General features: G+C 73.6%; 11 protein-coding genes. 7 read left to right on the top strand and 4 right to left on the bottom strand.

All coding sequences use genetic code 11. The features are described 5' to 3' along the window. Positions 1 to 62 precede the first annotated feature (62 nt). Positions 63 to 1,700 carry an APC family permease gene (locus AB0M11_RS39800; protein WP_365713584.1) on the bottom strand — a complete coding sequence of 546 codons (1,638 nt, stop codon included), beginning with the start codon at positions 1,698 to 1,700 and terminating at the stop codon, positions 63 to 65. Positions 1,701 to 1,928: 228 nt separating this feature from the next. Further along, positions 1,929 to 2,342, bottom strand: a complete 414-nt coding sequence (locus AB0M11_RS39805) for a CoA-binding protein (RefSeq protein WP_365713586.1) — start codon at positions 2,340 to 2,342, stop codon at positions 1,929 to 1,931. Between the two features lie 195 nt (positions 2,343 to 2,537). Here AB0M11_RS39805 and AB0M11_RS39810 point away from each other — a divergent pair, with 195 nt between their 5' ends. The 5 genes from AB0M11_RS39810 (at position 2,538) to AB0M11_RS39830 (ending at position 6,306) form a co-directional block, all read left to right on the top strand. Then, positions 2,538 to 3,269, top strand: a complete 732-nt coding sequence (locus tag AB0M11_RS39810; protein WP_365713589.1) for a hypothetical protein — start codon at positions 2,538 to 2,540, stop codon at positions 3,267 to 3,269. Further along, complete coding sequence (locus tag AB0M11_RS39815) at positions 3,266 to 3,808, top strand: histidine phosphatase family protein (protein WP_365713591.1); 543 nt, start codon at positions 3,266 to 3,268, stop codon at positions 3,806 to 3,808. The genes AB0M11_RS39810 and AB0M11_RS39815 overlap by 4 nt, the downstream gene beginning before the upstream one ends. 55 nt (positions 3,809 to 3,863) lie before the next feature. Further along, positions 3,864 to 4,490, top strand: a complete 627-nt coding sequence (locus AB0M11_RS39820; protein ID WP_365713593.1) for a YigZ family protein — start codon at positions 3,864 to 3,866, stop codon at positions 4,488 to 4,490. 134 nt (positions 4,491 to 4,624) lie between these two features. After that, positions 4,625 to 5,551: a PmoA family protein gene (locus tag AB0M11_RS39825; RefSeq protein ID WP_365713595.1), complete on the top strand. Its 927-nt coding sequence runs from the start codon at positions 4,625 to 4,627 to the stop codon at positions 5,549 to 5,551. Continuing rightward, positions 5,545 to 6,306: a cupin gene (locus tag AB0M11_RS39830; protein ID WP_365713597.1), complete on the top strand. Its 762-nt coding sequence runs from the start codon at positions 5,545 to 5,547 to the stop codon at positions 6,304 to 6,306. The genes AB0M11_RS39825 and AB0M11_RS39830 overlap by 7 nt, the downstream gene beginning before the upstream one ends. 39 nt (positions 6,307 to 6,345) lie before the next feature. On the opposite strand, the gene AB0M11_RS39835 is transcribed toward AB0M11_RS39830, so the two are convergent. Next, positions 6,346 to 6,711 carry a metalloregulator ArsR/SmtB family transcription factor gene (locus tag AB0M11_RS39835; protein WP_365713599.1) on the bottom strand — a complete coding sequence of 122 codons (366 nt, stop codon included), beginning with the start codon at positions 6,709 to 6,711 and terminating at the stop codon, positions 6,346 to 6,348. 201 nt (positions 6,712 to 6,912) lie between these two features. Further along, positions 6,913 to 7,287 carry a hypothetical protein gene (locus AB0M11_RS39840; protein ID WP_234542876.1) on the bottom strand — a complete coding sequence of 125 codons (375 nt, stop codon included), beginning with the start codon at positions 7,285 to 7,287 and terminating at the stop codon, positions 6,913 to 6,915. Between the two features lie 359 nt (positions 7,288 to 7,646). Between AB0M11_RS39840 and AB0M11_RS39845 the strand changes: the two genes are divergently transcribed. Then, a complete protein-coding gene (locus tag AB0M11_RS39845) occupies positions 7,647 to 8,810 on the top strand; it encodes an exonuclease SbcCD subunit D (RefSeq protein ID WP_365713601.1) in 1,164 nt (387 codons plus the stop codon). After that, positions 8,807 to 11,797 carry an SMC family ATPase gene (locus AB0M11_RS39850; RefSeq protein WP_365713603.1) on the top strand — a complete coding sequence of 997 codons (2,991 nt, stop codon included), beginning with the start codon at positions 8,807 to 8,809 and terminating at the stop codon, positions 11,795 to 11,797. Before AB0M11_RS39845 ends, AB0M11_RS39850 begins: the two co-directional genes overlap by 4 nt. The last annotated feature ends 128 nt before the right edge of the window (positions 11,798 to 11,925 follow it).

An 11,925-nucleotide genomic window follows, 5' to 3' on the forward strand; every position in this document is an offset into this window, starting at 1 on the left:
GCCCATCGCCGGCTCCTGCGGCCGTGTGGCGGCCGCACACAGGGGGCGAGCGGGACTGGGTGTCAGTGCGCCGCGGCTTCGGTGACGACGACCTCGTCGATGCTGCGCTCGATGTCCTCCGTACTGGACGAGGTCGCCCTCGCCCAGTAGTAGATGACCATCGAGAAGACGGCGATCACCAGGATGTCCCACCACAGACCGATGTTGGCCTGGCCGCCGAAGCCGCCCTGCCAGGAGATCAGCCCCATGCCCAGCAGATAGACGGGCAGCCACTGCGCAGCCTTGAAGTCCAGGCGGGGCGCGTCCGGCAGGTTCTTGCTGTGAGCGTAGTAGGCGTAACCGCCGAGCAGCAGGTAGCCGAGGATGATCGCCAGGCCGAGCCGCCACAGGGTGCCCCAGCCGGACCAGTAGATGATCAGGTTGGCCACCACGAACGCCACCGGCGAGACCACCTTGCCCGCGGGCAGCCGGTACGGGCGCTCCAGGCCAGGCAGCTTGTCGGCGAAGACGCCGTACGCCAGTGGGGCGCCCGCGTACATCAGCACGCTCGCGGAGGTGATGAAGCCGACCAGCTGGTGCCAGCTCGGGAAGGGCAGGAAGCAGATCACACCGGTCACGAAGGACATGACGAGACCGAACCACGGCACGCCGCGCGCGTCGGTCTTCGTGAAGATCTTCGGGGCGTAACCGTTCTTCGCCAGGCCGTAGGAGACGCGTGAGGTGGCGGTGGTGTAGATCAGGCCGGTGCCGCCGGGGGAGATGATCGCGTCGAGGTAGAGGACCACGGCCAGCCAGCCGAGGCCCACCAGGGTCGCGAGGCCGGCCCACGGGCCGCTGTCACCCTTGTACCCGAGGTGGGCCCAGCCGTGCGCGAAGGAGCTGTGCGGCAGCGCGGCGATGAACACGACCTGGAGCAGGACGTAGATGACGGCCCCGATGGCGACCGAGCCGAGCGTGGCGCGCGGCAGGTCCTTCTTCGGGTCGCGGCTCTCACCCGCGAGCTGGATCGCCTGCTCGAAGCCGAGCAGCGCGAAGATGATGCCGCTGCTGCTGATCGCGGCCAGCACGCCCTTGGCGCCGAACGGCGCGAAGCCCTCGGAGTGGAAGTTGCCCGGGTGGAAGTGGGTCACTGCCATGATGAAGATCGCACCCAGCGGGACGGCGATCTTCCACCAGGTCGCGGCGCTGTTGGTGTGCGCGAGCGCCCGTACGCCGAAGAAGTTGACGCCCACGAAGAGCGCCATGAGCACGATCGCCACCAGCAGGCCGCTCGCCGTCAGGGTCTTGTCGGCGTGCTGGAAGTGCTGGGCCCACGACCAGTGACCGGCGTAACCGATCATGGCCTCGACCTCGATCGGGGCGACGGTGGCGGCCTGGAGCCAGGAGAACCAGCCGAAGGACATGCCGGCCAGGCCGCCGAAGGCGTAGTGCGGGTAGCGGGCTGTACCGCCCGCCACCGGGAACATGCCACCCAGTTCGGCATGCACCAGAGCCAGCAGCACGATCGCGACGGCGCCGATCACCCACGAGATGATCGCCGCGGGGCCGGCCTGGATGACCGCGTCGTGCGCGCCGTACAACCAGCCGGAGCCGATGATCGAGCCCACAGAGGCCCACATCAGGCCGATCAGCCCGACGTCCCGCCTCAGACCGCCCGAAGGTTTGATGTCCTCCGGTGCGGCGTTCTCGACACTCACCATGTCAAGTGGCCTCTCAGTTTCTGAACGCAGATTTAACGAGCAAGAGGGCACAAGTTAAGGGCGCATGCCGCAAGCGGAGAAGAGTGTTGCCGAAGATTTGACCCTCGATCTTTCCTGTCTTGGCCAAAGCTTTTGCACAGGTCAGCGAGGGTCACGGAATGTCCGTATTCAGGTGTGTTCAGTGAGAAGAGGGTAAGACAAGAAGCTCAGATCTTCCTCAAATCCGGCTCAGTTCAGGCCCAGGCGAGGAATTTCGATGGCCGGGCAGCGGTCCATGACCATGTCCAGTCCCGCGGCCCGCACCCGCTCGTACGCCGCCTCGTCGACCACCCCCAGCTGGAACCACACCGCCCTCGCGCCCTTCGCCACCGCCTCGTCCGCGACCGGCCCGGCCAGCTCGCTGTTGACGAACACGTCGACGACGTCGACAGCGAAGGGAACCTCCGCGAGGGAGGCGTAGCCCCGCTCGCCGTGCACCGTCTCCGCCTTGGGATGGACCGGCACGATCCGCTTGCCGAACCGCTGCAGCACCTGCGCCACCCCGTACGCCGCCCGTCCCCGGTTGGACGACAGGCCCACCACCGCCCAGGTGTCACCCGTCCCGGTCAGGATCCTGCGGATCGTCGCTTCGTCGCCGTACACCGTCGGCCTCCTCGGCTCGGAGAACATGTCGCCGTGCCCAACAGCCCCCACCGGACCCTGATTCCCCGCGGCGCGGCGACGACGGGGCGGTCCGCGTCGCGGGCCGGGTGTCGCATGTCCCGCATGTCCCGCCACGGTGACCTGAATCGTCGCAAGGTGCCTGCATGCGGCCCGCCGCACGCCTACGCTCAGCCCGTGCTCCGCATCCTCGACGCCAAGACCGGTGAGACCGTCCCCGCCGTCTCCGCCCGCCGTGCCCTGACCCGGGTCGAGGCGCATGCCTCCGGGTACGACCTGACGGCGCTGCGGGTCCTGCTCACCACCGATCTCCTGCTGCGCGCGCTGGAACTCGGCGGCACCCCGGTCCTGCCCCTGCTCACCGCAGCCCGGCACCAGGTCGAACTGCACGCCGCCGCCACCACCCTGGGCATCCGCCCGTTCGAGGACGGCCGCGACCTCTCCCCGGGGCTGGGCGAGGCACAGGTCGTCCATGTCACGGCCGCGGGCCACGTGGTGCCCGGCGCCGGCGTGACCGTCGCCGTCGCCCCCGCCGACGGCCTCGACGCGGCCGTCCTCAACACGCTCGCCGACCCCGCCGCACTCCGGCTCGCCCTCCTCGACACCCCGCGCGGCACGGCCGTCCATCTCGCCGCGGGCGCCCTCGACGCGGCCGGCCGGCGGCTCGACGGACTGCGGCTGTCGGTGGCCCACTGGGCGCGCAGCCCCTCGCGGCCGGTGCCGGAAAAAGTACGGGGACGGCTGCGGGACGCCTGGGAGGACGACCTCGACGTGCCCGGCGTGCTCGGCGTGCTGCGCTGGATGGAGAGCCAGCCCGAGATCCCCGACGGCGCCCGCTTCGAGACCTGCGCCTACGCCGACCGGCTGCTCGCCCTCGACCTCACCCGCGACATCGGGCGGGCGGCGTGAGCACCCGGGCGGGCGCGGGACCGCTGCGCCGCCTGGTCGTCCTGCGGCACGCCAAGTCGGCCTGGCCCGAGGGCGTTCCGGACCACCTGCGCCCGCTCGCCGACCGCGGCCGCCGCGACGCCCCCGCCGCCGGACACGCCCTCGCCGACTCCGACTGCCTGCCCGACCTCGCGGTGTGCTCCACCGCACTGCGCGCCCGGCAGACCTGGGAGCTGGCCTCGGGCCAGTGGGGCACGCCGCCGCCGGTCCGCTATGACCCGCGGGTGTACGCGGCCGACGTACCGGGCCTGCTGGAGGTCGTGCGCGAGGCGCCCGCCCAGGTGGAGACGCTGCTGCTGGTCGGGCACAACCCGGGCCTGCAGGAACTCGTCCTGGACCTCGCCGGCGACGGCCTGGACGACACCCTGGAGCGGGTCCGCGAGAAGTTCCCGACGTCCGCACTCGCCGTCCTGGCCTGGCACGGCACCACATGGGCGGACCTCGCCCCGGGAACGGCGCTGCTGACGGAGGTGACGGTGCCCCGGGGGCGTAAGGCGTAGGGCGGTCCCGGGGCACCGGGGACGAGCGGCGCGGGTCTCCGCATAGGCTGGGCGGATGCAGGACGAGTACCGCACAGTCGCCCGCGCGGGCACGCACGAGACCGAGGTCAACCGCTCCCGCTTCCTGTGCGCCCTCGCCCCGGCGGCCACCGAGCAGGAGGCCCAGGACTTCGTCGCGGCGGTCCGCAGGGAGCATGCCGACGCCACCCACAACTGCTGGGCGTACGTCATCGGCGCCGACGCCGGCACCCAGCGGGCCAGTGACGACGGCGAACCGGGCGGCACCGCCGGCGTCCCCATGCTCCAGATGCTGCTGCGCCGCGACATGCGGTACGTCGTCGCCGTCGTCACCCGCTACTACGGCGGCGTCAAGCTCGGCGCCGGCGGGCTGATCCGCGCCTACGGCGGTGCGGTCGGCGAGGCCCTCGACGCCGTCGGCACCCGGACCCGCCGCCGCTTCCGGCTGGCCGCGGTGACCGTCGACCACCAGCGGGCCGGCAAGGTCCAGAACGACCTGCGCGCCACCGGCCGCGAGGTCCGCGACGTCCGCTACGGCGAGGCCGTCACCATCGAGATCGCCCTGCCGGACGCCGACGTGGCCGCCTTCCGCGCCTGGCTCGCCGACGCGACGGCGGGCACCGCGGCTCTCCAACTGGGCGGCGAGGCGTACGGGGACGCGTGACGCCGCGCGGGGGGTTGTCCTGACATTCCTGCGGATCTAGGGTCCTGCGAGGGCAAGCGCTTTCGACCCCGGCGACCCCCGCTGCGCAGCCAGGCACGGCGACCACCCCCACGGGCCCACACCGAGGAGCGCGCATGAGCATCCGCGTCAGCCACGTCCACGGCGAGCACATCGCGGTCGCCGCACCGGACGGCACCGAGATCCTGCGGTACGTCTACCGCCCCGACCCGCAGGCGTACGAGGCGCGCAAACCGTACGCCCACCCGGTGCGCACCCTCGCGGGCCGCACCGTCACCGGCTACCGGCCGAGCGACCACCGCTGGCACAAGGGTCTCCAGATGACGGCGAGCCACCTGTCCGGCCAGAACTTCTGGGGCGGCAACACCTATGTCCACGGCCAGGGCTACCAGGCGCTCCCGGAGCGGGTCGGCTCGATGCGGCACGACGGCTTCACCGAGTTCGCCGTCGCGGCGGACCGGTTCTCTTTCACCGAGCGGCTGACCTGGGTGGAGAACGGCGGCGCCGAGTGGGCGCGGGAGGCGCGCGGGCTCACCGTGCACTCCGTCGACGAGCGGACCGGTGCCTGGGCGCTCGACTGGTCGATCCGCCTCACCGCCCTCCGTGACGAGCCGCTGACCTTCGGTTCGCCCACCACCGCGGGCCGCGAGATGGCCGGATACACCGGCCTGCAGTGGCGCGGCCCGCGTGACTTCACCGGCGGCACCGCGTTCGGCCCGGACGCCGTCACCGGCGCCGAGAAACTGATGGGCACCCAGGGCCCCTGGCTCGCCTACGTCGGCGAGCACGACGAGGTGGACGGTCACTCCACGATCGTCTTCGCGCACGCGCCCGAGAACCTCGACGCGCGGACGGCGATCCACGAGTCGCACTGGTTCGTGCGCTCGGAACCGATCCCCACGGCCGCGTTCTCCTGGGCCTTCTTCGACGAGTTCGCCCTGCCGCCCGGCGAGTCGTTCGCCTTCCGCTACCGGATCGTCGTCGCCGACGGCGCCTGGGACGCCGACCGGGTCGCCGCACACCTGGGGAGCCTGCCGTGGTGAAACCGCCCGAGCCCGCGTTGCCCCACCCCCTGCCCGGCGCCGTCGGGCTGTCCCACCTCAGCGCCTACCCGTGGGAGGCCGCCGACGGCGTCTGCGGCGGCAGCCCCCATCTGCACCTGGTGTGCACGGAGGCGTACGTGGTCACCGGCGGCCGGGGTGCGGTGCAGACCCTCAGCCCGGACGGCTACCGGGACATCCCGCTGGAGCCCGGATCCGTCGCCTGGTTCACCCCGGGCACCGTGCACCGCATGGTGCAGGGCGGCGACCTGCGCATCACCGTGCTGATGCAGAACAGCGGGCTGCCCGAGGCCGGGGACGCCGTCTTCACCTTCCCGCCCGACGTCCTGGCCGACCCCGAACGGTACGCGGCCCTGGCCACGTTGCCGCCGGGCACCGGAGCCGAGACGGAGCGGGCCGCCCGCCGGCGCCGGGACCTCGCCGTCGAGGGCTACCTCGGCCTGCGCGAGGCACTGGTCGCCGGGGACAACGGCCCGTACGCGCAGTTCCAGCGGGCCGCCGCCCGGCTGGTGCGCGACAAGGTGCCGCGCTGGCGCGAGCTGTGGCGGGCCGGAGCGCTGGCCGCCGCCGAGCGCACCGGCGCCCAGCTGGACGCGCTGCTGGCCGGTGAGCCGGCGTACCTCGCCGAGGCGACCGCGCACGAGGCGGTGCCCACCCGGCTCGGCGGGTTCGGGATGTGCGGCCGCCGCGACGAGTACGACCTGCCGGGGACGACGCTCGCGTACGGCGACGGGTAGCGCCGGCCGCCCCGGGGCTCGGGCCGGCTCGCGGTGCCGTCAGCCGCGGCGGTTGGCGGACAGGGGGGAGGCGGACGCGTCGGCCTGCCGTAGCTCGGCGAGGAGCACGTTCTGGCCGCTCAGCAGCTCGGTGAGAATACGGCGGGCCGCCCGCAGGAGGTCGGCGACGTCGCCGCCGGCCAGTGCGTAGCTGACGGTGGAACCCTCCCGGATGGACACCACGATGCCGGACCGGCGCAGCACGGCCAGCTGCTGGGAAAGGCTGGACGGCTCGATCTCGATGTCGGCGAGCAGGTCCCGTACCGGGACCGGCCCGTGCTGGAGCAGTTCCAGGACCCTGATGCGCACAGGGTGCCCGAGCATGCGGAAGAAGTCCGCCTTCGCCTGGTAGAGGGGGACTTGCATGACTGCTCGCTCTCTGCCGGGTCGAGTCGGGAGGGGACGTCGGGGTGTGGCGGCGCCCTGCGGCGCCGCCGCGTCGGCCCGTCACAGCCGATCCTTGCCGTCCGGGGCCCTGCGCAGGCCCGAATTGGGTTCATGCTGATGTGGTCACTTGAAGAAGTTTTCACATCGTGGGCGCACAGAGCCCCGGACTTGGGATCGCCGCTAGACCTCAAGCTGTTCCTCGACCCGCTTGAGCTGGTGGCGGGCCATGGCGAGGTTCGAACGCTCCTTGTCGAGCACCAGGTAGAGGAACAGCCCGTTGCCGCTGCGGCCGGTGATCAGCCGGATGAGGTGGTACTGCCGTTCGAGGGTGATGAGGATGTCCTCGATCCGGCTCTTGAGGCCCAGTTGTTCCATCGTGCGCACCTTGGCCCGGATGACGTCCGTGTTCCCGGCCGCGGCGATGGTCAGGTCGAGGTCCTTGCCCCCGCCCAGCGTTCCCAGCGCCATGCCGCTGGTGTAGTCGACGACCGCGGCTCCCAGGGCCCCCTCGATCGAGGTCATCATTTCCTTCATCGACACTTCCACGCTCGCCATGACGGCGCCTCCCCTTCGGATGTCGGTGGCGACGGGACCCGGCTCTCGGCGTTCCCGTCCGATGCACGGACCGTAGGCCGGAGCGGGCGGCGCCATGACGGCGTCTCTGTGTCTGGCGCAGGATGACCGAAGCGCCGCGACATCGGATCGTTCGAACGGCGAAAACTGGTGCGAGAGTGAGCGAGGTTGAATCGCCGTCCCGGGGGTCGCGGGCGTGCGGGGGAGGGGAGAACCGAGACGGGTGGTGGACCAGGGGGTGACATGCGTTAGCGTGGCAGGCGGTGACGGGGAGGACCCGTGCTGGTTGACATGGGTCGAACAGGTGTAATTGGGGTAGGCGTGCGGGTCGGGGTGGTTTCGTGAGAATCCTGCACACTTCGGACTGGCATCTGGGCCGGGCGTTCCACCGCGTGAACATGCTCGGCGCCCAGGCCGAGTTCATCGGCCACCTCGTGGCGACCGTGCGCGAGCACGCCGTGGACGCCGTGGTGGTGGCGGGGGACGTGTACGACCGCGCGGTGCCCCCGCTCGCCGCGGTGGAGCTCTTCGACGACGCCCTGCACCGGCTCGCCGGCCTCGGCGTGCCCACGGTGATGATCTCCGGCAACCACGACTCCGCCCGCCGCCTCGGCGTCGGCGCCGGTCTCATCGACCGTGCCGGCATCCACCTGCGCACCGAACCCTCGGCCTGCGGCACCCCGGTGCTGCTCTCCGACGCCTTCGGGGACGTCGCGTTCTACGGCCTGCCGTATCTCGAACCCGCCCTGGTCAGGGACGAGTTCGCGGTCGACCGGACCGGTCACGAGGCGGTGCTGACCGCCGCCATGGACCGGGTGCGCGCCGACCTCGCCACCCGCGCCCCCGGCACCCGTTCCGTCGTCCTCGCCCACGCCTTCGTCACCGGCGGCGAGCCCAGTGACAGCGAGCGGGACATCACGGTCGGCGGAGTGGCCGCCGTCCCGGCCGGCGTCTTCGACGGCGTCGACTACGTGGCCCTCGGCCACCTGCACGGCTGCCAGACCCTCACCGAACGCGTCCGCTACTCCGGATCCCCGCTGGCCTACTCCTTCTCCGAGGCCGGCCACCGCAAGAGCATGTGGCTCGTCGACCTCGCCGCCGACGGCACGGTCAGCGCCGACCGCCTCGACTGCCCGGTGCCGCGCCCGCTGTCCCGCCTCCGCGGCACGCTGGACGACCTCCTCGCCGACCCCGCGCTCACCGCCCACGAGGGCGCCTGGGTGGAGGCCACCCTCACCGACCCGGTCCGCCCCGCCGACCCCATGGCCCGCCTCGCCGAACGCTTCCCGCACACGCTCAGCCTGGTCTTCGCCCCCGACCGGACCCCCGACGACCCGGACGTCTCCTACGCCCGCCGTCTGGCCGGCCGCACTGACCGGGAGATCGCCGAGGACTTCGTCGCCCACGTGCGCGGCACGGGCCCCGACGACCGTGAACGGGCTGTCCTGGGCGAGGCGTTCGACGCGGTGCGGGCGGACGGCGCGGTGCGCGAGGTGGCCCGGTGAGGCTCCACCGGCTCGACGTCACCGCCTTCGGCCCCTTCGGCGGCTCCCAGAGCGTCGACTTCGACGCGCTCAGTGCCGCCGGGCTCTTCCTCCTGCACGGCCCCACCGGCGCCGGCAAGACCTCCGTCCTGGACGCCGTCTGCTACGCCCTCTACGGCAGCGTCCCCGGCGCCCGCCAGAACGGCCAGGGCCTCACCCTGCGCAGCGACCACGCCGACCCGGCCGCCCGCACCGAGGTCCGCCTCGAACTCACCGTCGCCGGACGCCGGCTGGAGATCACCCGGCAGCCGCCCTGGGAGCGCCCCAAGAAACGCGGCGCGGGCACCACCCTGGACAAGGCCCAGACCTGGCTGCGCGAGTACGACGCGCCGGCCGGCGCCTGGAAGGACCTGAGCCGCTCCCACCAGGAGGTCGGCGAGGAGATCACCCAGCTGCTCGGCATGAGCCGCGAGCAGTTCTGCCAGGTCGTGCTGTTGCCGCAGGGCGACTTCGCCCGGTTCCTGCGCGCCGACGCCGGCGCGCGGGGCCAGCTGCTCGGCCGCCTCTTCGACACCCAGCGCTTCGCCGACGTCGAGAAGCGCCTCGCCGAGCGCCGCAAGACCACCGAGGCCCGGGTCCGGGACGGCGACTCGGCGCTGCTCGCCGACGCGCACCGCATGCAGCAGGAGGCCGGCGACGCCATGGAGCTGCCGGACCTGGCCCCGGGCGAGCCGGGCCTCGCCGCGGCCGTCCTCGCCGCCGCGGCCGTGGCCCGCAGCACCGCACGGGAGCGGCTCACCGTCGCCCAGTGCAGGCTCACCGCCGCCGAGTCGGCTCAGTTCGCGGCCGACCGCGCGCTGGCCGACGCGCGCGAACTGGCCCGGTTGCAGGACCGGTTCGCGCAGGCCAGGCTGCGGGCCGCAGGGCTCGGGGAGCGGGCCGAGGAGCACCGGGCGGCGCAGGCGCGGATGGAGCGGGCGCGGAAGGCGGAAGCGGTCGCGCCGGCGCTGGAGCTGCGGGAGGCCGCCGAGGCGGGGCACCGGGAGGCGGCCGCCGCCGAGGTGCGCGCCCGTGCGCTGCTGCCGGAGAGCCTCGCGGGAGCCGGTACGGCGGGGCTCGTCGCCGCTGCCCGCCGGGCCGCCGAGGAACTGGGCGGGCTGGAGTCCGCGCGCCGGGCCGAGCGGCGGCTGGCCGAGGTCGTCGAGGAGCGCGGCCGCCTCGACCGGCAGGAGCGGGACGACGAGGACGTCCGGCGCGAGGCCGAGAGCTGGCTCGCCGACTGGGACGCCACCCGCGCCGGGCTGCAGTCCCGCGTCGACTCCGCCCAGGAGGCCGCCACCCGCGCCGAGCAGCTCGCCGTCCAGCGGGAGCCCGCCCGCCGGCGGCTGGACGCGGCACGGCTGCGGGACGAGCTCGGCCGGGACACCGACGAGGCCCAGCGCACGGCCCTCGCCTCCGCGGCGCGGGCCGTCGAGGCCCGGACCCACTGGCTCGACCTCAAGGAACAGCGGCTGAACGGCATCGCCGCCGAGCTGGCCGCGGAACTCACCGCGGGGCGGCCGTGCGCGGTCTGCGGCGCCACCGAACACCCGGCACCCGCGGAGAAGTTCGCGGGTCACGTCGATCGCGCGGCCGAGGAACGCGCACTAGCCGCCCTCCAGCAGGCCGACGAGGAGCGCGCCCGGGACGAGCGGCGGCTCGGCACCGTACGCGAGGCGCTGGCCGCCGCCACCGCCGAGGCGGGCGACGTTCCGACCGCGCGACTGGCTTCCCAGGCGGACGAACTGGAGCGGGCTTACGCCCAGGCCCGGCGGGCCGGGTCCGCCCTGCACGCGGCCCACGAGGAGCTGCGGCTCGCGGAGCAGGAACGCGAACGCAGGCTGGCCGAGCGGCAGCAGGCCGAGGTCCGGACCGCCGCACGTCTGACCCGGCGCGACGGCCTTGACGCCGAACAGACCACGCTGGAAGCAGAGTTGGCCCAGGCCCGGGGGAGCGCCGCCAGCGTGTCCGCGCGGGCCGCGCAGTTGGAGCGGCAGGTGGCGCTGCTCACCGACGCCGCCGACGCCGCGCGCGCCGCCGAGGACACCGCACGGCACCTGAAGGAGACGGACGCCCGGCTCGCCGACGCCGCCTACCGGGCCGGTTTCGACACCCCGCAGGCCGCGGCCGCCGCGCTGCTCGACGACACCGCTCACCGAGAACTCCAGCGGCGCCTGGACGAGTGGCAGTCCGAGGAGGCCGCGGTGCGTGCCGTACTGGCGGAGGCCGACACCGCGGCCGCCGCCCAGCGACCGCCCGCCGATCTCGACGCGGCGGAGCGCGCCGCGGCCCGGTCCGCCCAGCGGCTGCGCGACGCCGCCTCCGCCCGCGACCGGGCCGCCCGCAGCTGCACCGAACTCGACCGGCTGTCCGCCCACGCCACCGAGGGCGTGCGCCGGCTGGCCCCGCTGCGCGAGGAGTACGACCGGGTCGCCCGGCTGGCCGGGCTCACCGCCGGTACCTCCGCGGACAACGAGCGCAGGATGCGCCTGGAGGCGTACGTCCTGGCCGCCCGCCTGGAACAGGTCGCCGCCGCCGCGACCGTACGCCTGCTGCGCATGTCGTCCGGCCGCTACACGCTGGTCCACTCCGACGACCGCACCGGACGCGGCCGCAGCGGCCTCGGGCTGCACGTCGTCGACGCCTGGACCGGGCGCGAGCGGGACACCGCCACCCTCTCCGGCGGCGAGACCTTCTTCGCCTCCCTCGCGCTCGCCCTCGGCCTCGCGGACGTGGTCACCGACGAGGCGGGCGGCGTCCGGCTCGACACCCTCTTCATCGACGAGGGCTTCGGCAGCCTGGACGACCAGACCCTGGACGAGGTCCTCGACGTCCTCGACTCCCTGCGCGAACGCGACCGCAGCGTCGGCATCGTCAGCCACGTCCCCGACCTGCGCCGCCGCATCCACGCGCAGCTGGAGGTGGTGAAGGGGAGGACGGGCTCGGCGCTTCGGCAGCGCGGGGCCTGAGCGCTCCGCGGCTCGCGCGGTGCGCCCCCGAAGGGGCGCTGGGGGTGCCCCCGGCCGAAGGCGGGGGGGGGAACTGCGCGACCGGCCACGACGCGGCCGCAGCCGACAGCCGGCCCGTCGGGGCGCTC

The organism is Streptomyces sp. NPDC051987 (genome assembly GCF_040680735.1).
GTDB lineage: Bacteria > Actinomycetota > Actinomycetes > Streptomycetales > Streptomycetaceae > Streptomyces.